The organism is Methylocystis sp. WRRC1, assembly GCF_020733155.1.
Taxonomy (GTDB): Bacteria; Pseudomonadota; Alphaproteobacteria; order Rhizobiales; family Beijerinckiaceae; genus Methylocystis.
Genome location: NZ_JAJFZJ010000001.1, coordinates 298,668 through 322,501, shown reverse-complemented (window position 1 = coordinate 322,501; position 23,834 = coordinate 298,668). Strand labels below are relative to the sequence as shown.

The 23,834-nt window shown below is 63.3% G+C and carries 24 protein-coding genes; 18 read left to right on the top strand and 6 right to left on the bottom strand.

Annotated features, from left to right (window positions below):
- Positions 1-12: 12 nt before the first annotated feature.
- Both LG047_RS01625 and LG047_RS01620 read left to right on the top strand, forming a co-directional pair.
- A complete protein-coding gene (locus tag LG047_RS01625; protein WP_227964867.1) occupies positions 13-438 on the top strand; it encodes a VOC family protein in 426 nt (141 codons plus the stop codon).
- Positions 439-451: 13 nt separating this feature from the next.
- Positions 452-829, top strand: coding sequence for an iron-sulfur cluster assembly accessory protein (locus LG047_RS01620; protein ID WP_227964865.1), 378 nt, complete (start codon positions 452-454; stop codon positions 827-829).
- 85 nt (positions 830-914) lie between these two features.
- On the opposite strand, the gene LG047_RS01615 is transcribed toward LG047_RS01620, so the two are convergent.
- Positions 915-1,160, bottom strand: coding sequence for a hypothetical protein (locus tag LG047_RS01615; RefSeq protein WP_144259491.1), 246 nt, complete (start codon positions 1,158-1,160; stop codon positions 915-917).
- A gap of 408 nt (positions 1,161-1,568) precedes the next feature.
- Here LG047_RS01615 and LG047_RS01610 point away from each other — a divergent pair, with 408 nt between their 5' ends.
- The 5 genes from LG047_RS01610 (at position 1,569) to coaD (ending at position 8,440) form a co-directional block, all read left to right on the top strand.
- A complete protein-coding gene (locus LG047_RS01610) occupies positions 1,569-3,947 on the top strand; it encodes a DUF2167 domain-containing protein (RefSeq protein ID WP_227964862.1) in 2,379 nt (792 codons plus the stop codon).
- A 4-nt stretch (positions 3,948-3,951) separates the two neighbouring features.
- Positions 3,952-4,293, top strand: a complete 342-nt coding sequence (locus LG047_RS01605; protein WP_227964859.1) for a TfoX/Sxy family protein — start codon at positions 3,952-3,954, stop codon at positions 4,291-4,293.
- Positions 4,294-4,378: 85 nt separating this feature from the next.
- On the top strand, positions 4,379-4,933 hold the full coding sequence (locus tag LG047_RS01600; RefSeq protein WP_227964855.1) for a hypothetical protein: 555 nt from the start codon (positions 4,379-4,381) through the stop codon (positions 4,931-4,933).
- Positions 4,934-5,099: 166 nt separating this feature from the next.
- Positions 5,100-7,838, top strand: coding sequence for a DNA gyrase subunit A (gene gyrA / locus LG047_RS01595; protein ID WP_227964853.1), 2,739 nt, complete (start codon positions 5,100-5,102; stop codon positions 7,836-7,838).
- Positions 7,839-7,933: 95 nt separating this feature from the next.
- On the top strand, positions 7,934-8,440 hold the full coding sequence (coaD, locus tag LG047_RS01590) for a pantetheine-phosphate adenylyltransferase (protein WP_227964850.1): 507 nt from the start codon (positions 7,934-7,936) through the stop codon (positions 8,438-8,440).
- Positions 8,441-8,647: 207 nt separating this feature from the next.
- Here coaD and LG047_RS01585 read toward each other — a convergent pair whose 3' ends face one another.
- Together LG047_RS01585 and LG047_RS01575 are read right to left on the bottom strand one after the other, a co-directional pair.
- A complete protein-coding gene (locus LG047_RS01585) occupies positions 8,648-9,751 on the bottom strand; it encodes a collagen-like protein (protein ID WP_227964847.1) in 1,104 nt (367 codons plus the stop codon).
- A gap of 1,583 nt (positions 9,752-11,334) precedes the next feature.
- Positions 11,335-12,504 (bottom strand): hypothetical protein, encoded by a 1,170-nt coding sequence (locus LG047_RS01575; RefSeq protein WP_227964843.1) that lies wholly within the window; start codon positions 12,502-12,504, stop codon positions 11,335-11,337.
- Positions 12,505-12,948: 444 nt separating this feature from the next.
- Here LG047_RS01575 and LG047_RS01570 point away from each other — a divergent pair, with 444 nt between their 5' ends.
- The 8 genes from LG047_RS01570 to LG047_RS01535 all read left to right on the top strand — a co-directional run bounded on the left by LG047_RS01570 (position 12,949) and on the right by LG047_RS01535 (position 19,033).
- Complete coding sequence (locus LG047_RS01570; protein ID WP_227964842.1) at positions 12,949-13,503, top strand: peptidylprolyl isomerase; 555 nt, start codon at positions 12,949-12,951, stop codon at positions 13,501-13,503.
- A gap of 72 nt (positions 13,504-13,575) precedes the next feature.
- Entirely contained in the window at positions 13,576-14,031 is a 456-nt protein-coding gene (locus LG047_RS01565; RefSeq protein ID WP_036281518.1) for a peptidylprolyl isomerase, read from the top strand.
- A 65-nt stretch (positions 14,032-14,096) separates the two neighbouring features.
- Positions 14,097-15,176: a tRNA preQ1(34) S-adenosylmethionine ribosyltransferase-isomerase QueA gene (gene queA / locus LG047_RS01560; RefSeq protein ID WP_227964840.1), complete on the top strand. Its 1,080-nt coding sequence runs from the start codon at positions 14,097-14,099 to the stop codon at positions 15,174-15,176.
- Positions 15,173-15,511: a hypothetical protein gene (locus tag LG047_RS01555; protein WP_227964838.1), complete on the top strand. Its 339-nt coding sequence runs from the start codon at positions 15,173-15,175 to the stop codon at positions 15,509-15,511. The genes queA and LG047_RS01555 overlap by 4 nt, the downstream gene beginning before the upstream one ends.
- Entirely contained in the window at positions 15,508-16,647 is a 1,140-nt protein-coding gene (gene tgt, locus LG047_RS01550) for a tRNA guanosine(34) transglycosylase Tgt (RefSeq protein WP_227964836.1), read from the top strand. The genes LG047_RS01555 and tgt overlap by 4 nt, the downstream gene beginning before the upstream one ends.
- 54 nt (positions 16,648-16,701) lie before the next feature.
- Positions 16,702-17,157: a HigA family addiction module antitoxin gene (locus LG047_RS01545; protein ID WP_227964834.1), complete on the top strand. Its 456-nt coding sequence runs from the start codon at positions 16,702-16,704 to the stop codon at positions 17,155-17,157.
- Entirely contained in the window at positions 17,133-18,371 is a 1,239-nt protein-coding gene (locus LG047_RS01540; RefSeq protein ID WP_227964823.1) for a DNA methyltransferase, read from the top strand. The genes LG047_RS01545 and LG047_RS01540 overlap by 25 nt, the downstream gene beginning before the upstream one ends.
- 146 nt (positions 18,372-18,517) lie before the next feature.
- Positions 18,518-19,033 carry a hypothetical protein gene (locus tag LG047_RS01535; protein ID WP_227964820.1) on the top strand — a complete coding sequence of 172 codons (516 nt, stop codon included), beginning with the start codon at positions 18,518-18,520 and terminating at the stop codon, positions 19,031-19,033.
- A 3-nt stretch (positions 19,034-19,036) separates the two neighbouring features.
- On the opposite strand, the gene recG is transcribed toward LG047_RS01535, so the two are convergent.
- Entirely contained in the window at positions 19,037-21,139 is a 2,103-nt protein-coding gene (gene recG, locus LG047_RS01530) for an ATP-dependent DNA helicase RecG (protein WP_227964817.1), read from the bottom strand.
- A 106-nt stretch (positions 21,140-21,245) separates the two neighbouring features.
- Between recG and LG047_RS01525 the strand changes: the two genes are divergently transcribed.
- Both LG047_RS01525 and LG047_RS01520 read left to right on the top strand, forming a co-directional pair.
- Positions 21,246-21,500 (top strand): AbrB/MazE/SpoVT family DNA-binding domain-containing protein, encoded by a 255-nt coding sequence (locus LG047_RS01525; RefSeq protein ID WP_227964814.1) that lies wholly within the window; start codon positions 21,246-21,248, stop codon positions 21,498-21,500.
- Positions 21,497-21,907 carry a type II toxin-antitoxin system death-on-curing family toxin gene (locus LG047_RS01520; protein WP_036281499.1) on the top strand — a complete coding sequence of 137 codons (411 nt, stop codon included), beginning with the start codon at positions 21,497-21,499 and terminating at the stop codon, positions 21,905-21,907. The genes LG047_RS01525 and LG047_RS01520 overlap by 4 nt, the downstream gene beginning before the upstream one ends.
- On the opposite strand, the gene LG047_RS01515 is transcribed toward LG047_RS01520, so the two are convergent.
- Positions 21,886-22,527 carry a M15 family metallopeptidase gene (locus tag LG047_RS01515; protein ID WP_036281497.1) on the bottom strand — a complete coding sequence of 214 codons (642 nt, stop codon included), beginning with the start codon at positions 22,525-22,527 and terminating at the stop codon, positions 21,886-21,888. The two genes, LG047_RS01520 and LG047_RS01515, sit on opposite strands and share 22 nt — an antisense overlap.
- An 81-nt stretch (positions 22,528-22,608) precedes the next feature.
- Between LG047_RS01515 and LG047_RS01510 the strand changes: the two genes are divergently transcribed.
- Positions 22,609-22,902 (top strand): peptide-binding protein, encoded by a 294-nt coding sequence (locus LG047_RS01510; RefSeq protein WP_227964811.1) that lies wholly within the window; start codon positions 22,609-22,611, stop codon positions 22,900-22,902.
- Positions 22,903-23,139: 237 nt separating this feature from the next.
- On the opposite strand, the gene LG047_RS01505 is transcribed toward LG047_RS01510, so the two are convergent.
- Positions 23,140-23,823, bottom strand: a complete 684-nt coding sequence (locus LG047_RS01505) for an orotate phosphoribosyltransferase (protein ID WP_036281492.1) — start codon at positions 23,821-23,823, stop codon at positions 23,140-23,142.
- Between the last annotated feature and the right edge of the window lie 11 nt (positions 23,824-23,834).

Genomic DNA, 23,834 nt, shown 5'->3' with positions numbered 1-23,834 from the left:
GAGGAGGGCGCGATGACCGCGCCGCGACTGAAGCCGAAAGGCGTGCTGGAAACGTCACTCTACGTCGAGGACATGGCGCGAGCGGGGCGCTTCTACGCCGAGACGCTCGGCCTCGCGCCGATGGTGCAGGACAAGCGCATGTGGGCGCTAGATTGTGGGCCGGGAAGCGTGCTGCTTCTCTTTCAGCGCGGCGAGACGCTGGAGACGATCGATCTCCCCGGCGGGCGAATACCGTCGCATGACGGGAACGGGCGCTTGCATGTCGCCTTTGCGATCGGCGCGGATGAGCTTGCCGCGTGGGAGGCGCGTTTGTCGGCCGCAGGCGTCGAGATCGAAGCGCGGATGAAATGGCCGGCGGGCGGAGAGAGCATCTATTTCCGCGATCCCGACGCCAACCTGGTCGAACTGGCGACGCCGGGCTTGTGGGCGAATTACTGAGAGAGAGGCCAAAATGGCTTTGCCGAAACTGAGCGTTATGACCGTGAGCCCCGCCGCCGCCGAGCGCGTGCGCGGATTATTGGCGAATGCGGCCGCCGGCGCCGGTCTGCGCGTGTCGGTGGAAAAGGGGGGCTGCGCCGGCATGTCCTACAAGATGGAGATCGCCGAGCCGCAGAAGGGCGACGAGGTCATAGAGACCGACGGCGCCCGCGTCATCGTCGATGCGAAGGCGGTGCTTTATCTTCTCGGCACGACAATGGATGTGAAGACGACGCAGTTCTCCTCGACCTTCGTCTTCGAGAACCCGAACCAGACCTCAGCTTGCGGCTGCGGCGAAAGCGTCGAGTTGAAGCCGGCGGACCCCAGTCGCGTCGGGCTCGCGAGCGTCTGACCAAAATCTCGACTTAAAAAGAAATCCCCCCGCGGGCGGGGGGACCGTTTAGCGATATTTGCTTACCCGAGGTAAATCCCGGTCATTATTTCCAGTGCACGCAACGACGGTGGCCAAACCCGTGAGACGGATTGAAGCGACGGGTCCACTTCAGGCACTTCTTTCCACCCGGCGGATTGTAATGAGCAACCTTCTGGATCAGCGACGACGATAACCCCTCGTCCTGCGGATTGGCGACGCTCAAGGGACCGGCCGAACTCGCCGATGTCGCAGCAAACAAAAATCCTCCGGTAAGCGCGGCTAACAAAGCGGACTTCATGAATTTCGACATGACAAACGTCCTCCCGTCTCAGTCTTGACAATTGCGTGCCCGTTCCCCGCACCTCCGTGCGAGCAACACGCGCAAAGTATGTAAATGTCACCAAGGGTTGTAAAGTAAAGACCGCGTCCGTTTCCGTCCGCGATTTGCGCCCGCGACACGATAACGCAAGCCAGGCGGCGACGCGTAAAGCCGGCGTTAACCCTGATGATTGGTTTCATCAGCCAAACCGTCGCCATATAGCTTTTTCTTCAACATCAATAGTCAAGCTTCCGGCGAGCGTTGGTTCATGCGCCGTGGAGTCGTTCGATGTTGTTTCCAAAACCGCCCGTTGCCGCGTCGAGTCTCGCCTTGATTGCAGCTCTTTCCCTTGTCCCATCCGAAGGGTGGACGCGGGATGGCAGGCGCGTCCGTGGAGAGGTGGTTCAGGAGATCACGCCGCCGTCCCAGGAGGAGACGCAAGAGATCATCTACGAAATGCCGCCGATGCGGCCGGTGAAAAAGAGCGTTTACCTTACGGAACCCGGCGTGTCGCCGGGCGCCGACGTCGTCAGGGGCGGCGAGCCGGCGAGGCGGGTCGGTCCTGTAAAGGTCGTGGAGCCCGCCAAGATGTCGGCGCCCGTCAAAATGCGGGAAGCCGCAAAGACGGTCGAGCCTCCCAAGACCGTGGAGCCGGTCCGGCCGGCGGCGACAACGCCTATGGCGGCGCCGGCTCCGTCGCCGGAGCAACCCATCGCGCAGGCCGCGCCCGAGCCCGAGGCGGAGACGGCCCCAGGCGGGCAGCCTTTGACCGACGCCCCGCCGCCCGCCGAAGCGGCAGTCGCGAGCGAGACGCCCATCAACCCGCCGGCTCCCGAGAACAAGGAAGCGTCCAAGGCAGGAGGCGAGACGCCCGAGCCCCTGCAGGCGCAGGCGGAGGCGGAGGCCGCGGCTCCCGAGCCCATTGCGGCGACCATGCGGCCGCCATTGATGACCGAGCACCCGACACAGAAATCGCTCGTCGGCGCCGGGCAGCCTTCGGCGAAGCTTCAGTTGCAGAGCGCGTCAACCGAGGACCCCGCTCTGGTTCCCGGTCTGAAGCCGGCCCTGCAAGCTGGCGCGACGCCGGTCGCGAGCGCTGCGCAGGCCTCTGAGCAGCCGCCCGCGGCTGAATCTCCGACGTCCGCCGCCGAACAGGCCACGATCGAGCCGAAAGTCGCGCCGCCCGCTGCGAACGACAATGCGACGGCGGCTCAGGCGCCAGCGCCGGGCGAGCCCGCGCAGGATCAGACTGCCGCGGCGGAAGCCCGTATTGCCGCGCTGTTCGCGGAAGGAGTCAAGGGGCCGGCCGAAGTCCGTATCGCCGATCGCGCCACCATGTGGTTGCCTGCGGGCCGTGTCTTCATCCCGCTGGAGCCGGCGCGCAAGATCGCCAGGGAGGCGGGGCTCGACCTGCGTTCGGGCGCGCAGGGGCTTGTTGCGCCGGGTGTGGACAAGCTGGATTGGCTCGCGACCGTCGAGCTTCTCGATGACGGCTACATCAAGGCAAGCGAGCCCGAGGCGTTGCAGCCCGAGAAGCTCCTCGCCGCCTTCGAAGCGAGCCTCCCGGAAGTGAATGCGCAGCGCGGCGGCGTGGGTCAGCCGCCAGTGACGCTCGGCGGCTGGCTGACTCCGCCGGCGCTCGACGCCCGCAAGCGGCTCTCGGCCTGCGTGAGCATCGAGACGCAGACCGAGCCGGGCGGCGCCGATCGCTTCTTCAATTGCGAGGCTTGGGCGCTAGGCCGGCAGGGCGCGATCAAGGTCAGTCTCGCCGATGGCGGGGAGCAGGCCGAACGCCTGAAGGGCGAAGCCGCCGCGCTCGTCGAGACAATCGTATACGACCGCGGCAAGGCCTATGAGGAGGTCGATCTCGCTGCCGACAAGGTTGCGCCTTACGCCGCCGCCGATCTCCTGACTCGCGACGTCTCCGCAAAATCGATCGCGCCCATCGCCCCGGTAGAGGCGGAGGCCCCGAAAGCGCCAGTCGCGGTGACGATTCTGATCCTCATCGCCAAGCTCTGGAAGGTGGGCCTGTTTGCGGTCGCCGCGATCGGCAGCGTCCTGGTCTGGATGAGACGCAAGCGGTCCGCGGCCGAGGCGGCGTCTGCTCCGGCGAAAACCGCCCGGGTCGAGACGCCTGCGCCGGAGAAGGAAGCGCCCGCGATGTCCGCGGAAGCGAGGCCTTCGCTCTTCGCCCGCCTGCTGCCGACGCTGCACGCGCGGTTCGCCGCCAAAGAGGATAAATCGGTTGCCGCGCCGACGCAGGCGGCCGGAGATTTGGCGGCGTCCAAGGTCGAGTCGGGCGTCACACCGAAATCGAGGGCGCCTCGGGAAAAATCGGCGGTCAGCGTCCTGCTCGGCAAGTTCACCAGCCTGCGGTCGGCGGGCAAGGGCTCAGACGATAAGGCGTCGCCCGCGCCGATCGTCAAAAAGGTCGAGGGCAAACCGGCCGCCGTGGAGGGCGCCGACGAACCGGTTTCCGCTCTCAAGAAGCTCGCGATGAAGATGCGTCGTTCGGGTCCCGAGCCGGAAACGCCGTCGGTCGACCTGTCGAGGGCGATGCGCACGACGCGCACCCTGCCGGGCGCCGCTTCCGAAGGGGTCGCGGCGGGGGAACCGAAGGCCGAAATGGGCGAGCCCGGCGTTGAAAACGCGCCGCCGGCGCCGGTAAATGAAGCGACTGCCGAAGCTGACGTCTTTGGCCTCATCGAGCCGGGCGACGAAGCGGCGACCTCCGCCGCGATCAACGCCGGCAGGGCGCTGCGCGCAGCCGGAGGCTGATCAAATGGACCGCGACCGGATCGAGGAGCTTTTCGCGCCCCTTGGTCCGGTCAAGGTCAAACGCATGTTCGGCGGCCACGGAATTTACGCCGACGGGCTTTTCTTCGCGATCGAAACCGACGGCGAAATTTATTTGAAGGCGGACAAGGAAACGACGCCGCAATTCGAGGCGGCCGGCTCCAGTCCTTTCGTCTATCAGGGCAAAAACGGGCCCGTGACAATTTCCTACTGGCGCCTGCCGCACGAGGCGCTGGAGGACGAACGCGAGTTTCGCCGCTGGGCGGCGCTGGCGCTCGACGCCGCGCGAGTGGCGGACGCGAAGAAATCCCGGACGAAAAGGAAGTAGGCGCGCATTGTGCTCATGCGCACAAGCTCGCAGAGGCGTACGCGCCTACAATCGCCCAGTTTCGTTCAGTTCGAAGGGCAGGCGAATGAAGAAGGCGGCAACGATTCTTTTTCTGGCGAACTGCTGTCTCGCCAATTCTGGCGAGGCCTGGAGCGCTCCTTTCGACGACGCCTTCACGCCGCTAAAGGGCGAGGCGCCCTGTTACGCTCGCGCCTATGACAGCGCGCATCTGAAGGCGCATCCCGCCCAGCAGATCACGCGCATGACTTTGGCGATGTCCAAGACCGGCGAAGACGGCAAGCCGGCCAGCGCCAGCCGCTTCGAGCTGGGCGTGGGCGTAAAGCGCAAGGCTTCGCAGGAGTGGTACGGCGGTCACGCCTATTGCGAAGAGCGGGCGGGCGGATTCCACTGCTTTCTCGAAGCCGACGGCGGAGAACTCGAACTGACGCCGCTCCCCGACGGACGGCTCAAAGTCGAGGCGAAACGCCTGGTTTTCGAAGGCGAGAAAGATTTTTTCAGCGTGGAAGACGGCGCCTTCGCGATCGAAAAAGAGGGCAAAGTCGTCCAGGGCAAAAGCGACGACAGCGTCTTTCTGCTGGACCGCGCGCCGCTGGCGAAATGCAGGGAATCAGACCGCTGAAGCGAAATCGCGCGGGTCTTTGGCGCATCTATCCCCAGAATTGCGTAAACAGCGGCATAAATATCTGTTTTTAAATAGTGATCATATGCCAGTCTTGCTGGCGCGGGCGGGCCGAATCGCCTATACCCCTGTGAGGTAAAAAAGCTCCTTTCGGATTGGCGCGCCCTTGGCCGAAGACGACACGAAAAAAGACGACCCCGAGAAGCACGGTTCGGACATCAGGCCGGTCTCGATCGCCGATGAAATGAAGCGCAGCTATCTCGATTACGCCATGAGCGTAATCGTGAGCCGCGCGCTTCCCGATGTGCGCGATGGCCTGAAGCCGGTGCACCGGCGCATCCTTTTTTCGATGAACGAAAACGGGCACACGCCCGACAAGCCCTACGTGAAGTCGGCGCGCATCGTCGGCGACGTGATGGGTAAATATCACCCGCATGGCGACGCGGCGATTTACGATGCGCTCGTGCGCATGGCGCAGCTCTTCTCGATGCGGCTCATGCTCGTCGACGGGCAGGGCAACTTCGGCTCGGTGGACAACGACCCGCCGGCGGCGATGCGCTACACCGAGTCGCGTCTCGCCAAGCCGGCGCTGGCGCTGCTCGAGGACATCGACGAAGGCACGGTCGACTTCCAGCCCAACTATGACGGAAAGGAAAGCGAGCCGACGGTCCTCCCGGCGCGCTTCCCGAACCTCCTCGTCAACGGCGCCGGCGGTATCGCCGTCGGCATGGCGACGAATATTCCGCCGCACAATCTCGGCGAGGTGATCGACGCCGCCATCGCGCTGATCGACAAGCCGGACATGACCGTCGCGGAGCTGATGGAGATCGTGCCGGGGCCGGACTTCCCGACCGCGGCGACGATCCTCGGCCGCGGGGGCATCCGCAACGCCTACGCCACCGGCCGCGGTTCGATCATCATGCGCGCGAAAGCCGAGATCGAGACGCTGCGCAAGGAGCGCGAGGCGATCATCTTCACCGAAATTCCCTATCAGGTGAACAAGGCCGCGCTGATCGAGCGCATCGCCGAACTTGTGAAGGAAAAGCGGGTCGAGGGCATCGCGGATCTGCGCGACGAGTCCGACCGCGACGGCATGCGCATCGTTGTCGAGCTGAAGCGCGAGGCGGTGGCCGATGTCGTGCTGAACCAGCTCTGGCGCCATACTGCGCTACAGTCGAGCTTCGCGGTCAACATGATCGCGCTGAACGGCGGCCGGCCGGAACTGATGACACTCCATGACGTGCTGCGCGCTTTCGTCGATTTCCGCGAGACGGTGGTCACGCGGCGCACCAAGTTCCGCCTGGCCAAGGCGCGGGACAACGCGCATCTGCAGGTCGGCCTTGCGATCGCCGTCGCCAATATCGACGAGGTGATCCGCCTCATCCGCAATTCGCCCGACGCCGCCGCCGCGCGCGAAGCCCTGATGGCCCGCGACTGGCCGGCGAAGGACATGGCGCCGCTCGTCGAGCTCATCGCCGACCCGCGCCACAAGCTCAGTCACGATGGCACGATCCGCCTGTCGGAAGCGCAGGCCCGCGCCATTCTCGACCTGCGCCTGCAGCGCCTCACCGCGCTGGGCCGCGAGGAAATCGCCGAGGCCCTGAACAAGCTCGCCGCCGAGATCGCGGAATATCTCGAAATCCTGCGCTCGCGGGAAAAGCTGTTCGGCATCATTAAGGACGAGATGCTGGCGGTGAAGGAGGCCTACGCCACCCCGCGCCGCACGCAGATCAGCGACGCGGAAGGCGATGTCGAGGACGAAGACCTCATCGCCCGCGAGGACATGGTCGTCACGGTCTCGCACGCGGGATACATCAAGCGCGTGCCGCTCTCGACCTATCGGGCGCAGCGGCGCGGCGGCAAGGGCCGCTCCGGCATGCAGATGAAGGAGGAGGATTTCGTCCACCGCCTCTTCGTCGCCAATACGCATACGCCGGTATTGTTTTTCTCCTCGCGCGGCAAGGCGTATAAAGAGAAGGTCTGGCGGCTGCCGCTCGCGGCGCCGCAGGCTCGGGGCAAGGCGCTCGTCAACATGCTGCCGCTGGAGCCCGGCGAGCGGATCACCACGATCATGCCGCTGCCCGAGGACGAGTCGAGCTGGGCCACGCTCGACGTGATCTTCGCCACGACCGGCGGCACGGTGAGGCGCAACAAGCTCTCCGATTTCGTCGATGTGCGCCGCAATGGCCTCATCGCCATGAAGCTCGACGACGGCGAAGCGATCGTCGACGTCGCCACGGCGACCGAGCATGACGACATTCTGCTGACGACGAGCGACGGCCAGTGCATCCGCTTCGCCGTGCCGGAGGTTCGCGTGTTCCAGGGCCGCACGTCCATGGGCGTGCGCGGCGTGTCGCTGGGGCAGGGCGACCGGGTGATCTCGCTCTCGATCCTCAATCATTTCGAGGCGACGGGCGAAGAGCGCACGGCCTACCTGAAGCGCGCCAACGCGCTTCGCCGCCGCATGGGCGAGGACGTGTCGCCCGACGCGGGCGCCGAGGCCGAGGAGGCGGCGACGGGCGCCGTGGAGCTCACTGACGAGCGTTTCGCAGCCATGCAGGTCGCGGAGCAGATCATCCTGACCGTCTCCGAAAACGGCTACGGCAAGCGCACGTCATCTTATGAATACCGCACGACCGGACGCGGCGGCAAAGGCATCGTCGCCATGGCGGTCAACGCCCGCAACGGCAAGCTCGTCGCCTCATTCCCGGTGGGGCAGGGCGACGAGATCATGCTCGTCACCAATGGCGGCCAGCTCATCCGTTGCCCGGTCGACGGCATCCGCATCGCCGGCCGCAGCACGCAGGGCGTGATCGTGTTCAACACCGCCGAGGACGAGCGCGTCGTGTCGGTCGAGCATATTGGCGATGTGGGCGAGGGTGAGGAGGGGGCTGCGGAGGAATAGGCGGCCGGCCCCCGCGCGTGCCCCCACTTTTGCCGCGTGCGGGGAGAGGGGGCGAGCGTCTCGCGCAACCTTCCAAAATCCCCTATACCGCTCTGATGACCGCGCACACCGCCCTCTATTCCGGCACTTTCGATCCGCTGACCTACGGGCATCTCGACGTGATTCGGCAGGGCGCTGCGATGTTCGACCGGATCGTCGTCGCCATCGGGGTGCATCCGGGCAAGGCGCCGTGGCTGACCTTCGAGGAGCGCGCGGCGGTCATCGCCGAGGCTTGCGAGGATTTCGAGCTTTCGCGGCCCTGCGCGATAGAGGTGACGAGCTTCGACGGCCTCGTGGTCGAAGCCGCCCGCGCCTGCGGGGCCTGCGCCATCCTGCGCGGCCTGCGCGATGGAACGGATTTCGATTACGAAATGCAGATGGCCGGGACGAACGGAACGCTCGCGCCGGAGGTTCACACGCTTTTCCTGCCCGCCGCGCCGGGGCTGCGCCACATCAGCGGCACGCTCGTGCGCCAGATCGCGTCGCTTGGCGGCGACGTCTCGGCCTTCGCGCCGCCCGCGTCGGTCGAGGCCCTCAAACGCGCCCTTGCGCGGCGCGGCTGAAGGGGCCGATCGGCAACATTCCGCCCGCCGAGTTGGAAAGCGCGCTGCTTTGCTTGAGACGAGGAACGCCCCACTGACGGCGCGCCTCAAATGAAATCGCCGCCGGCAAGCCGGCGGCGTTTCAACAGTCCATCCAGTGCGGGAAATTACCCTAAGTAATTTCCGGCGCCGAACCCGAAGATTACGCCTTCGGGTTCGGGTCCGTCTTTACGGGACGCAGGTGATCACGTTGACGGCGCTCGAAGGGTCCCCAAGAACATTGGACGCGTTAGAGCATCTCGGAAATGGCCTAGCGTCGCTCGTAGCGGCTTGTACGGTTCCAACTCCCCCGACCGTTCCACAGGCGGGAGGCTGTACATTCTGAGTACACGAACTCCACCCGGCGACAGAAGCGATATTCCATCCGGTGTGGCCGGAGGTAATCGCATTATCGATGGTGCCGGTTGGCTTCGTCACGGTAACAGTGCACTCCGGCGAGGAACCTGTGAAAGTTTGATTTCCGCCAACCCAGTTCTGCAGCGTGGCGCTAACAGTGATGCCAACGCTCGGGTTGAACGTCGCTCGAGCGCATCCACCGCCCGTTCCGCCTTGGCAAATGGGTTCGCCGGCGGCGCTAAACCCGACAATCGGATTGGGCGAGCAAGTTTTACCGGCCAGAGCGAGGTTCCCCGCGATGCCCTGCGGGCCCTGATCACCTTTCGGGCCTTGTGCGCCGGTGGCGCCGGGAGCGCCGGGAGTGCCAGGAACGCCCTGCGCTCCGGGATCGCCCTTGTCACCCTTGTCACCCTTTTCACCCTTGGCGCCGGTGTCACCCTTCGGACCCGGAGGCCCCTGAAGGCCGATCGGGCCTTGCTTGCCGGGAGGACCGGGAGGACCAGCGACACATCCGTCGTCATACTGGGTCATTCCGCGTTCCTTGTCGCGACGACCTTTATCCCGGCAAGGAACCGTCACCTCGAAGACAGTCTCCTTAACCCCGGTCCTGACGACAAGACGGTAATCGCCGGCGGCAAGCCCCGGATTCTTCAAGGAGCATGTAATGAACGTCGTACCTTTGAATCGACACGCTTTTGTAATGTCCGAGCCAGCGATAAAAACTCTGCTCATGGGGCTGAAGCCAGTGCCCCACAGATCCATAACCTGAAAGTCCTGATCTTCCCCATGTTTGACTTTTTGAACGATTACCGGTGTGACGACAGGCGTAGCCACGGAAGCCGATTGCTCGGCGCTTTCTTGAGCCGAAGCCGAAAAAGCCGACGCGACAAGCGAAGCGCATAGGGTTGTTAACAGTTTTGGAAGATGTCTTTTCATAGCATTCCCCGCCCGGAGAGTTGAAAAAGAACGACACGATATTACATAATACGTGTAATTGTTACATAGTATGGACGCGCTTGCGGAGTCAAGCGCGCCGGAAGCTTGTTTTAAGGGTACGGTTAAGATTTTCGGGGGGCGACGCCGCGACAGTCGCAATCATCCGGATTTGCGCGCGCAGGCGAAAGACATCGAGGTCGGTCTGTCCGGCAACGCGCGGCTATGAGGCCGAAAAAAAACCTCCGCTCAGACGGGCGTCTGAGCGGAGGCTAGTGATGAGTCAGTTGCAGTGACTAGGCTATCTGAGGCGCGGCGGAGAGGGTGTCCTCAGCCGCCGCGCAACGTGTCAGAAAGCGTCAGTCAGCAGCAGGGAAAGCACAGAACACATGCACAACCATTGTATTCTGGCCAAGACCGGTTCCCTGCCCCGCCCATCCATTAAACGTGGCCCCGTTTGCTACGTTGGGGTTAGGCCGCGACAATTTGACATCGCCCCCGGGGACGTCTGTCCACGGTTGTGTTGGGCATCCACCACCCGTAGGCATTGCCTGACCAATTATAGTTACATTGCCGCCGACGGCCACTTGGCCAGTCGGACACTCAGCAACAACGGTCGTATTGTTTGCGCCCGAGCACACAAAATAGTCCCGAGCGCCTCCACTGGCCGGACCGGGCAGACCCGTCGGACCGGTATCACCCTTGTCACCCTTGTCACCCTTGTCACCCTTGTCACCCTTCGCCCCAGGTTCCCCATCCTTGCCGGGCTTCCCCATAGGGCCCATAGGACCCATGGGGCCGCGAGGGCCGGGAGGACCAGCGACGCACCCGTCGTCATACTGGGTCATTCCGCGTTCCTTGTAGTGATGCCCTTTATCCCGGCAAGGAACGGTCACCTCGAAGACAGTCTCCTTGACCCCGGTCCTGACGACAAGACGGTAATCGCCGGCGGCAAGCCCCGGATTCTTCAACGAACATGTAATGAACGTCGTACCTCTGAATCGACAGGCTTTCGTAATGTCCGCGCCAGCGATAAAGACTTTGCTCATGGGGCTGAAGCCAGTGCCCCACAGATCCATGACTTGAAAGTCCTGATCTTCCCCATGTTTAACTTTTTGAACGATTACAGGTGTGACGACAGGCGTAGCCACGGAAGCCGATTGCTCGGCGCTCTCTTGAGCTGAAACCGAAACAGTCGACGCGACAAGCGAAGCGCCTAACATTGCCAGTAGAGTTGGATTCATTCTTTTCATCATATTCCCCGCCCTGAGGAGACCACTAAGATTAACACGCATTACACATCACATGTAATTCGTTCATAAGGCGAATCTGTTCACGCCGTCAAGAGCGCAAGGAGCCTGTTTTTCAGGGGGATACAGTCAAGGTTTTCGGGGCGACGCGACCTGCGAGAAAGGCGCCGATTCAATCGACGGTCGTTCAATTGATACGCCGGAATTACTTGCCCGGCGTCTCTCGTATCAGATTGCTGTCAATACAAATGGGCGGCGCGAAATTCGCGCCGCCCGCGTCGGTCGAGGCCCTCAAACGCGCACCGCGCGCCTGAAGGACGGGGGTAACGGCGTTTCTTACGGCGCCAACAGCACTCCCCACATGAAATCAAATGTTTTGGAGCCTGCAAGAACCGCGGGGATCGGGGTTCCGGTCGGATTATAGGGAAGCATCGCCTCCGCGCGCGCCGTCGTCGCGCCGTCACGTCCGAAGGACGCATAGGCGTGGCAACCGATGCAGGAGGAGGCCGCAATGGCTCCATTCGCCACGAGCCGCTCCGTCACCGAATTGCCGAGAACGGTGGGCGTTCCGTCAGCGGTGGTGAAAGTCACCTGGCTCGATTTCAGGCAATAGTTTCCCCAGACCGGCGACAGACGGGCGTGCAACATCATAGATGTCAGTCGCGGCGTCTTGACGCATTCGCCATATTGCGTGTTCGGCGCAGACTTGTTTGGCAGGACGACGGGGGTCGCGCTCCCGAAGCTGTCGTAGCAGCCCATGGTGTCGCAGCGGCCCGGATTGAATTCATGCTCGAAAGTTCCCCAGACCCAGAGGGGATTCTGCTTGCTGGCGACATGAATCGCCACGAGCGCATATTCGACCGAATCGGAAACCGTCGTGAAATAGAGACGCCGGATGTTTTCAACGCTTCCGAGCCGGGGAATCCATCGCAGCATCGTGCGCACGGGAACCCAGTCGCCCTTCATCGAGATCGACGACCTCGGCATGTTCACGACGAAGTTCCGGGAGAATGCGGCGGCCAATCCCGCCTTGGTGTTCAGCCCGTTGTTGACGATGTAGTCGAACTCCGGCCGATTGCGCAAAACCTCCTCCGCAACGCAGGGCTTCGGGTTGCCGGCGATCGGAAAGCCCGCGACCGGCGCGTTGCCGGGCGGCGAACAGGGAACATCCAGCTCGAAGCCATGCGCGCTCTTTGTCGCCGCGAGGACGCTGCCGTGGAATTTCCGCGGTTCGTTCGGGCCGGGCCAATGCGGCGTGGCGGTGAAAGTGTCGGCGTCCGACGCCCAGGTTTCGAAAACGACCGGCCGCGGCTGGCCAAGGGTGACAGGGGCGGCCATCTGGGTGAGCAGCCGCCAGATGAACTGATCGGAGTTTTCCGGAACGCCAAGCACGGCGCCGGCTCTGGCCGGCTCCGTTATCGCGGCCGGGTCCGTGGCGAAAGCAGACGTTGACCCAGACAGGACCAACATCATCGCGCCGACGGCGCTGATGATCGACTTTTTCAATGGAAGCCCCCCTTTTTAAAGTTTCCGCAGTCAGGATAGGTTCGAATGATGAATTCGGCTAGACAAAAATCAAATTTAGAAGCTGAAGATCTTTGTGTGCTTGTAGAGAAGCAAGCAAGTTTACCTTCAACTGAGCCTCTTCAGGAAAGTCTTTGTCTAAATTTGGTTACATTATTACATATTTGATGTTTATTTTCTTTGTTCATTACTGGAGACGGCTCGGGAAAGGCGAAGACACGGCGACCCATATCGGACCCGCCTCCCGCCGAAACGTCGTGGCGCTCATGCGCCCGGCGGCGTATAAGGCCGGGGCGATTTTTCGCCGCAAGGATAAAATCGCCCACCGAAGACCGGATCGACGCAATTTTGTTCTCGTCTCAACGCATTGAAAACGAGAAATAAAATTCGGCCGGGCAAGCAAAGAACAACCGTTAGGGAGGCTATATGAAACTCAGCCGCCGTCTGCTTCTCGCCGCCGTCGCCATGGCTGCGCTCGGAAGCGCCCACATTGCTCGCGCGGCCGACGAGCACACCCTTTACCTCGACACCAAGGACGGGCGCGTCACCATAAAGCTGCGGCCCGATCTTGCGCCGAAACATGTCGAGCGGATCGAGAAGCTCGCCAAGGAGCATTTCTACGACGGCATCGTCTTCCATCGCGTGATCGACGGCTTCATGGCGCAGGCGGGCGATCCCACCGGCACCGGACTGAGCGGCTCCCGCTATCTCGACCTGAAGGCCGAGTTCAGCCAGGAGCCTTTCAAGCGCGGCACGCTTGGCATGGCGCGCCAGCCGGGCGATCCGGATTCCGCCAATTCCCAGTTCTTCATCTGCTTCGCCGATGCGCCGCAGCTCAACGGCAAATATACGGTGTTCGGCGAGGTCGTGTCGGGCATGGATGTCGTCGACAAGATCAAGAAGGGATCGAAGTCCGACAACGGCATGGTCACGGACCCGGACAAGATCATCAAGCTGCGCCTCGCCGGCGACGAAAGCTGAGAAAAAAGGCGCGCTCCAGCTCTCCATTGAACGGCAGCCGGAGCGCGCGCGCTATTTCACACAGGAGCAAAAATGACCGAAACCGCCGACACCATGACCCTCGAGACGACCAAGGGACCCGTCGTCATCAAGTTCCGCCCCGATCTCGCTCCCAACCATGTCGCGCATATCAAAAAGCTCGTTTCCGAGGGCTTCTATGACGGCATCGTCTTTCACCGCGTGATCGACGGCTTCATGGCGCAGACCGGCTGCCCGCGCGGCACCGGCACCGGCGGCTCGAAATATCCGAATCTGAAGCAGGAGTTCAACGACGCGCCGCATGTGCGCGGCACTTGCTCCATGGCGCGCGCGCAGGATCCGGACAGCGCGAACTCGCAGTTCTTCATCTGCTTCGACGACGCCCGCTTCCTCGACAAGCAGTATACGGTTTGGGGCGAGGTCGTCTCGGGCATGGAGAACGTCGACAAGATCAAGCGCGGCGAACCGGTGCGCGATCCCGACAAGATCATCAAGGCGACGCTTGGCTGAGCGGTCCGCATTTGTGAAATGCGTCATGGCCGGGCTTGTCCCGGCCATCTTTATGTAGAGCGTAAATGCGCGTCGATCTCTTCGATTTTGAACTACCGCAGGATCGCATCGCTCTGCGACCGGCGAACCCGCGCGACAGCGCGCGCATGCTCGTCGTGCCCGGCAAGGGCGCCTTCGAGGACAAGTCGGTGCGGGATCTTCCCGCCTGTCTTCGCGAAGGCGACGCGCTCGTCGTCAACGATACGCGCGTCATACATGCGCGGCTTTCCGGCAGACGCCTTCGGGGCGAATTGAGCGCGGGCGTCGAGGCGACGCTGATCGAGCGGCTCGACGCCTCGCGCTGGCGCGCGCTGATGCGCCCCGCGAAGAAACTCGCGATTGGCGATCTCATCCGTTTCGGCCGTGAAAGCGGAGGGGCGTGTCTTCAGGGCGCTCTCGACGCCCGTGTCGAAGGCAGGGGCGACGCCGGCGAGGTCACGCTCGCCTTCGATCTCTCGGGCCCGTCGCTCGATGAGGCGATCGAGATCGCCGGCAAGATGCCGCTGCCGCCCTATATCGCCGGAAAGCGCGCCGCCGACGCCAGCGACGAAACAGATTATCAGACCGTCTTCGCCCGGGAGGCGGGCGCTGTCGCGGCGCCGACGGCGGGACTGCATTTCACGCCGAACCTTCTCGCCGCCGTCGAAGCGCGCGGCGTGCAGCTCCATCGCGTGACGCTGCATGTAGGCGCAGGCACATTCCTGCCGGTGAAGGCCGACGACACCGGATCACACAGGATGCATGAGGAGTTCGCGCGAATCGACTCCGAGACCGCCGCCGAGCTGAACGAGGCGCGTGCGCGGGGAGGCCGCATCGTCGCCGTCGGCACGACGGCGCTGCGCGTGCTGGAAAGCGCCGCCGCGCCGGATGGTAGGCTCGCTCCTTACGCGCAACGTACGGGCATCTTCATCACGCCCGGTTACCGTTTCCGTGCGACGGACATGCTGCTCACCAATTTCCATCTGCCGCGCTCGACGCTGTTCATGCTCGTCTCCGCCTTTTCCGGTCTCGAACGCATGAAGGCGGCCTATGCGCACGCCATTGAAGACGGCTATCGCTTCTACTCATATGGCGACGCCTGTCTGCTGCATCGCGCAGAGCCATGAGCAATTCGCGTGACGTTAGACTGGTTGCGCTGTGGCGCGACGATCCGACCGAGGCGCCGATGACGGTCGATTTGCGCATGGAAGAAACGCGTCTCGTATCCACATGGGACGTCTTCGGCGCGTTCGATCTCGATGGCGAGGCTCCGCGTCCTTTCATCCTGCGCCGGGATGGCCGCATCGACTTCGGCGCCGCCGAGACAGCGATCTGGAGAACGGATTTACGCAACGCAGAACTGAAGGTCGGCTCGACTTTCACCGTATGTTTCAACGAGACCGACAGCGGTCAATATAAAATCGTGAAGATCGCCGCGCTCGGCGCCAAGGACAGGAAATGAACCAAGGCTTCTCCTTCACTCTCCACGCGACTGACGGCGCGGCGCGCAGGGGCGAGATATTTACGCCGCGCGGAACGATCCGCACGCCGGCCTTCATGCCGGTCGGAACAGCGGCGACGGTGAAGGCGATGTTTGTGAAGGACGTGCGCGCGGCGGGCGCCGACATCGTGCTCGGCAACGTCTACCACCTGATGCTGCGTCCGGGCGCCGAGCGGGTCGCGCGGCTCGGCGGCCTGCATCGTTTCATGAACTGGCCTTATCCGATCCTGACCGACTCCGGTGGTTTTCAGGTCATGTCACTTGCCAAGCTTCGCAAGCTCGACGAGAGCGGCGTCACCTTTCAGTCGCATATCGACGGTTCGCGCCACCATTTGTCGCCCGAGCGCTCGATGGAGATCCAACATCTGCTGGGCTCCGACATCCAGATGCAGTTCGACGAATGCGTGCGCCTCCCATGCTCCGACGCCGAGGCCGAGCGCGCGATGCGGCTTTCGCTGCGCTGGGCGGAGCGCTCACGCAAGGCCTTCAGGGAGGAAGCGGGCAGGGCGGTATTCGGGATCGTGCAGGGCGGCGCCTGCAAGCCGCTACGCATCGAGAGCGCGAAAGCGCTCGCGGAGATGGACTTCCATGGCCTCGCTGTTGGCGGCCTCGCCGTTGGCGAGCCGCAGGAGGTCATGCTGGACATGCTGGAGACGACTTTACCGCATCTTCCTGTGGAAAAGCCCCGCTATCTGATGGGCGTTGGCACGCCCGACGATATCATTCAGGCGGTCGCCCGCGGCGTCGACATGTTCGACTGCGTGATGCCGACCCGCGCCGGGCGTCACGGCCTCGCCTATACGCGCTTCGGAAAGGTCAATCTGCGCAACTCCCGCCACGCGGAGGACATGCGCCCGCTCGACCCGGAATCCACATGCCCGGCGACGCGGGATTACTCGCGCGCCTATCTGCATCATCTCGTAAAAGCAGGGGAAATCCTGGGAATGATGCTGCTGACACAGGCCAATGTGGCTTACTATCAGGACCTGATGGCCGGCCTGCGGACGGCAATTTCGGAGGGCCGCCTCAACGACTTCATCGCCGAGACGCGCGAGGGCTGGACGAGGGGCGAGGGGATGAATTCAACCCTTGGTTAGCATTTACGGAAAGCATAATATGGTTTACGTATTTCATCTTGAGCGGAGCCTTTCATGGGCGCTTATCGCGAGGCGCTCACGCGTCTTTTCCTGAAGGGCGAATTTCCGCATGCGTCCGCGCCGGCCGCAAAGCCGGCGCGGCGGGAAGCCGCCTTGCGCAAGGACGCGCCCAGGCGCGCCCCACGCAAGGACGGATCGAAAAAGGCCTCGGCGCCCGTGGAGAAGGGTATGACGCATCCGGGAGAAATTCTTTCGCGCTATTTGAGTGAATTGGGACTGACCGCGTCCGATCTCGCCCGCGACATCGATGTGCCCGTAAATCGGGTGACCGCCATCATCAATGGCCAGCGTGGCGTCACCGCCGACACCGCCTTGCGGCTTGGCCACTGGTTCGGCGTCGATCCCGAGGATTGGCTGAACCTGCAGCTGCAATACGAACTCGCGTCGGCGCGGCGAGCGATGGGCGCGAAAATCAGGAAATTGGCGTGTCTCGCGGATCGAACCGACTGATGCTCCCGGAGCGCCGGCGGCCAAACGACGCATTCCTCGAAGATCTGCGCGCCTTCGACCAATTCGGGGCGCCGACGCAGGTCGTCGTCGAAGACGGCGTTACGTATTACGTAAATGAGTTCTGGACCGCGGGCCAGCGCCAGGGCCATTCCCTGCATGAAGTGAGCTACCGCGCCTGCTTCAAACCGCAGCTGCCGGCCTTTTTCATCGACCGGTTCACGCAGCCCGGCGACAGCGTTTGCGATCCCTTCATGGGTCGCGGCACGACGCCGCTGCAGGCGGCGCTTCAGGGCCGGCGCGCGTTCGGTTCGGACGCCAATCCCCTGTCGGTCTTGCTGGCGCGCCCGCGCTTGCGGCCGCCCTCGCTTGAGGCCATCGCCGCGCGACTCGCCGAGGCGCCTTTAACAGACGAGGCGACCGAATTCGACCGCGACGATCTGCTCGCATTCTATCATCCGGACACGCTGCGCCAGATTTGCGCCCTGCGCGCCTGGCTTATCTCACGCGCCCATCCGGACGAGGCGCCCGATCCCGTCGATGACTGGATCAGGATGGTCGCGCTCAACCGCCTTACCGGTCATTCGCCGGGTTTCTTCTCCGTCTATACGCTGCCGCCAAATCAGGCCGTGACGGTGAAGGCGCAATTGAAGATCAACGAGCGACGCAGCCAGTCGCCGCCGCCGCGCGACGTCGCGGCGATCATCCTGAAGAAATCTCGGGCGCTGCTGGCCGATGGCGCGCCGCCACCGGTTTCCGGCGCCCGTCTGACCGTCGCCGACGCCGCGCGCCTCGTTCATCTGGGCGACGCCAGCGTAGATCTCGTGGTTACGTCGCCGCCCTTCCTCGATGTCGTGAACTATCGCGCCGATAACTGGCTGCGAAACTGGTTTGCGGGCGTAGATGCGGAGAAGATCGACATTTCCCAGCTTCGTGACATCGGCGCATGGACGCGGATGACCCGCGCCGTGTTCGAGGAGCTTGCCCGCGTCGTGCGGCCCGGCGGCCATGTGGCCTATGAAGTCGGTGAGGTCAGACGCGGCGGCGTGCTGCTCGAACGTCTGGTCTGGAAGGCGATGGAAGGATTGCCGTTCGAGCGTATGTGCGTGATGATCAACCGCCAGCGCTTTACGAAAACCAGCAATTGCTGGGGAGTAGCCAACAATGCGAAAGGCGTCAACAGCAATCGTGTGGTCATCGCACGCCGGCTGAAATAGAAAGGATAGCGTTTACATTATTTTTACGCTATATTGTTGACGAAGCATTCCTACACCAATGATTCATAACGACAAAATAGAAGCAACGAGGCGCGCTTTTCGACAGGCGCGCAAAATCACGATTAGACGAATTGAGGACCGACGTCATGAAGGCGAGCGCTGACCAGAATTGTGATCTCGACGAGATTTTCGCGTCGAGGCTCGTGGAATCCCATGAATTTCGGTCCTGGTTGCTCAGCCGCACCAAGTTCGCCCGCCTGTGGCCTCTCGCACGCCTGCTTCACAAGGAGCAGGAGGAGGCGCGGCCGGGGCTTCCGTGGTGGCGCAACTGGCGTTCCGATGTCGAGGGCGGGCTCGCGACCAAAATGCTGCTGATCTTCGAGGTCGAGCAGACGAAATTGCGCTTCGCGCTGCACGTCGAAAGCGTGACGCGGGGTGAAGCGCTCGAAGCTTCCGAAAACGCCTCATACAGGACGCTTGCTCAGGCCCTGATGAACCAGGATTACTTCCACAATTACATGGATTTCGAGACGGTGCTGCTTGCGCCACAGGCGTTGATCGTGAGCGACGCGCGCACGCTGAATTTCGACCGGCGCATTCCCTTCGAGACCGTCGCCGGTTTTGTCCCGCAGTTCGGGCAGTCGCGGGCTCAGGCGGCGTAACGCTCAACCTGCGCGCAAGAGCCGTATCGCCTCGTCGCGCTCGAAGAGATAGAGCAGGACACGCAACGCCTTGCCGCGTTCGCTGGAAAGTTCGGGATCACGGCGCAGGATCAGCTCTGCGTCATCCCGAGCGATGGCGAGCAGGCGGGCATGGGCCGTCAGATCCGCGAGGCGGAAGCCGGGCATGCCAGCCTGCCGCGTGCCGAGGATCTCACCCTCTCCGCGTAGACGCAGGTCTTCTTCCGCGATACGGAAGCCGTCTTCCGTCTGGCGTATGATCGTCAGGCGGGCTTTGGCCGTCTCGCTGAGCGGACCCTTGTAAAGCAGCAGGCAACTCGACTGGCCGGTCCCGCGCCCGACGCGTCCGCGCAGCTGGTGAAGCTGGGCAAGGCCGAAGCGCTCGGCATGCTCGATCACCATGATCGTCGCCTCCGGCACGTCGACGCCGACCTCGATCACCGTGGTCGCGACGAGGAGGCGAGCATCGCCGCGTTGAAAGGCTTCCATCACCGCGTCCTTCTCGGAACCCTTCATGCGGCCGTGGAGAAGTCCGACGGCGTCTCCGAAATAGCGCCTCAGATCGGCGGCGCGCTCCTCCGCCGCGGCGAGGTCGAGGTCCTCGTTCTCCTCCACCAGCGGACAGACCCAATAGGCGCGCGCGCCCTGCGCCAGTGCGCGTTGCAGACCGGCCACGACCTCCCCGATGCGAGAGGCGGGCAGCGCGCGGGTGGAGATCGGCGTGCGTCCCGGCGGCTTCTCGTCGAGCGCGGACGAGTCCATGTCGCCGAAGGCCGTGAGCGCGAGCGTGCGCGGAATAGGCGTCGCTGTCATGACGAGCACATCGACCGCCTCGCCCTTGGAGCCGAGCGCAAGGCGCTGCTGCACGCCGAAACGATGTTGCTCGTCGACGACGGCGAGGCCCAGGTCGTGAAAGGCGAGATCGGTCTGCACCAGCGCATGAGTGCCGACGACAACGTCAATTTCCCCGGCGCCGATCGCGGCGTGGAGCGCAGCGCGCTCGCTCGCTTTCAGGCGCCCCGTGAGCAGCGCGACGCGCAGGCCGACGGGCTCGAGCAAGGGCGCGAGACGTTCATAATGCTGGCGCGCAAGGATTTCGGTCGGCGCCATCAGCGCAGACTGGCGGCCGCACTCCGCAACGCTCGCCATCGCCAGAGCGGCGACGATCGTCTTGCCGGAGCCGACGTCGCCCTGCACGAGACGCAGCATGCGCTTGTCCGATCCGAGATCGGCGCGGATGTCGGCAAGCGCGCGCTGCTGCGCGCTGGTCAGGCTGTATGGCAGCGCGGACTCGATCGCGTGCGACAGGCGGCCGTCGCCCCTGTTTTCCCGGCCCGGCAGACGGCGCATCTTCGCGCGCACGAGACGCAAGGCGAGCTGGCTCGCCAGCAATTCGTCGAGCGCGAGCCGCTGCCGCGCGGGGTGTTGCGGAGAAAGCGCGCTCGCGCTCTCGGGACGATGCGCACCGCGCAGCGCCTCGGCGAAAGCCGGGAGCTTGTTGGCTGCGAGCACGCTCGGCTCCTGCCACTCGGGGAGGGCGGGCAGTCGCGTCATCGCCTCTTCCGTCGCGCGTAAAACGTAACGGGTTTGCAGACCCTCGGTTAGACCGTACACCGCCTCGAAGGGCGGCAATCTGGCGAGCCCCGCCTCGTCGAGGACGCGGTCCGGATGCACCATTTGACGGCGGCCGTCGTAAAGCTCGATACGCCCTGAAATCCAGCGCGTGCCGCCGATCGGCAGGCTGCGCTCGATCCAGTCGGGGTTGGCGAGGAAAAAGACGAGTTCAATGTCGCCCGTCTCGTCCTCCACCAGCACGCGGAAGGGCGCTCTGGCGAAGCGGCCCTGGGGACGGCGATGTTCAACGACCGTGGCTTTGATCACCACCATCGTGTCCATCGGCGCTTCGGCGATTTTTGGGCGCTGGCTGCGATCGACGACATTGGTCGGCAGATGAAAGAGCAGGTCGACGACGCGCGCCTCGGCGCCGGGGCGGGCGAGCAGCCGGTCGAAAAGTTTGGCGGTCTTCGGGCCGACGCCGGGCAGGGCGGCGACGCGACCGAACAGGGGAGCGAGTATGTCGGGGCGCATGTCGTCGGCAGTTTAGCCATGCGCGGCCGTTTGTCATGTTGCACAGGACGGTTAACAGTTATAACATAAGTTATAACTGTTAAGGTTAATACAGGTGTAATAACAGATGATGGATGAACCCGAAACCGGCGACGCCTTCGGCTCCCTCAAGATCACGCGCATCGGCAATTCGCTCGGCGTGGTGCTGCCGCGCGAAATCATCGCCGACCTCAATGTCGAGAAGGGCGACCGGCTCTACCTCACGAAATCCCCCGAGGGTTATCGCATCACCAAGAGCGATCCCGATTTCGAACGGCGCATGGCGCTCGCCCGCCGGATCATGAGTCGGCGGCACAATGCGCTGCGCGAATTGTCCAAATGACGCGCTGGCGTTTCCTCGATCGCGCCATCGTGCTGGCGATCCATGAAGAAGCGCTTGCCGCGCATGGCGGCGCGGTAGGCGTCATTGGCGAGCCGGCGCTCGAAGCTGCAATTTTGCGCCCCCGGGAAGTCGCGAAAGCCGAACCGCGCGCCGACGCGGCGCGTCTTGCGGCTGCCTGCGCCATGGGATTCCTGCGCAGCCATCCCTTCGTCAATGGCAAGAAGCGCGTCGCGCTCATCGCCATGGAGCTGTTTCTCGCCGACAATGGTTATGAGCTCATGGCGAATGACGTGGATTGCGTCATCCAGATCGATTTGCTCGCGTCGCGCGAAATTGACGATGCAGGGCTCGCCGAGTGGTTACGGGCCAACATCATTCCGCGCGGTCAATCGACTTCGACGTCGTAACCCTGCGCGTCGCCCGCGCCCTTGAAAGTGTAGTGCCACCACTCGCGCGGATAGTTCTCGAATCCATGACGTCGCATCAAGGCGACGAGCGTGTCGCGATGGGCGCGCGCGTCGCCACGGGCCTCCGAATTCGTCCAGGAGCGCTTGTCGAAAAAATCGAAGGGCGTGCCGAAATTCCAGCCTTGCACGCCGAGATCGACCGCGAGGCCGGTGGAGTGGGTGGAGCGCTCGGCAATATAGCCGCGCGCGAACAGCGTGCTCTTGTCGAGGCGCGGATAATATTCGGCCTTGGTCGCCTGATCCGCGTTGCGTGACCACTCGACGAAAGCCGAAACAGCGCGGCGCGGGCGGTAACAGTCATAGACGACGAGCGAGAAGCCGTGCGCTCGTGCATCCGCCTGCGCCGCGGCGAGCGCCCGGGCGGCGTCTGCGCGCAGCCAGCATTGCGGCGAGCGATAGCCGGGAACCGGGCGGCCGGTGAAATTGTTCGGCCCGGCATAACGCATGTCCTGCGCAACATCCGGCGCGACGTCGGAAAGGCGCGCGAAGCCCGGCGGCGGCTCTGCGAGGGCATGCGTCGGCAGAAGCATGAGAAGGGCCAAAAGGGAGCGTGCGTTCATGTCGCAATCTCGTGTGCGTCGGCGTACATTCTTTGCGTGACGAGCAATTTATAAACGATCCTACATTGCAGGGAGGCAATCATGTCGCAGAAACTTTCGCCTTTAACAGGTTTGACGCTCGCCGCTTTCGCCGCCGTATTGGCTTGGGGCGCCCCCGCGCTCGCCGGCGACCGCTGCAAGGTCACTGACCCGACTGGCACGCCACTCAACATTCGCGACATCCATAAAAACATCATCGGCAAAATCGAGAATGGCCGCATCGTGATGGTGCAGCGTTACGGCGAAGATGACGCCGGAAAGCCCTGGGCCTATGTGACGACGCAGGGCGGCAAGCGACTGGGCTGGGTCTATCGCGAATTCATAAGCTGTTATTGAAGAAAGACCCCGGCCAGAATCGATTGCCGCTATAGAAAGCGTTCGCCCAGTTCTTCCGAACGCGACCGGGAAAACTTACATCTGGCAATTAGGAATCCTGGGGAAAATCCCCTTGTTTCTTCTTCGAGGAATTTGCGGTGCAACGAAATTGCTCCGGCGGCGATCACCGCCGGAGCCTCATTGTGACAATTCCGGGATTGGTCGCCCGCACGCGGAATGCGCGGTTTAACGCCTGACTCAGCTCTTCGCCCTGTCCGCGCCGCCATGGGCCGCCGACCACGCTATCGGGTCGGCGATGAAGGCTTCGACCTCGTTCAACGCATCGTCCGGAAAATAGCGGTGGGCGCGGGCGACGGTCAGCACGTCGCGCCATGTCGCGAGATAGTGCATGTTTATGCCAAGCTTCGCGAGGTCGTCGCGGGCGCCTGCAAAGATGTCATAGAAAAAGAACACGAACACGTCGTCGCAGCGCTGGCCGGAGTCGCGCAGCGCCTGCACGAAGTCCTTTTTGGAACCGCCGTCGGTCGCGAGATCCTCGACGAGCAGCGCGCGGCCGTTCTCGATCAGCTGACCCTCGATGCGCGCATTGCGGCCGAAGCCCTTCGGCTTTTTCCGCACATATTGCATCGGCAGCATCAGGCTGTCGGAAATCCACGCCGCGAAGGGAATGCCCGCGGTCTCGCCGCCGGCCACCACGTCCAGCGATTCATAGCCGATGTCGCGTTCGATCATGCGCGTGGCGAAATCGATCAGCCGGCGGCGCAGGCGCGGGAAGCTGATGATCTTGCGCATGTCGATGTAGACCGGCGACGCCCAGCCCGCCGTGGTGATGAATGGCTTTTGCGTATTGACGAGCACCGCCTCGACTTCGATCAGAGCCTTGGCTGTTTCCTGCGCGGCGAATAGACGGTCGTTGGACATGGATGGGGCAT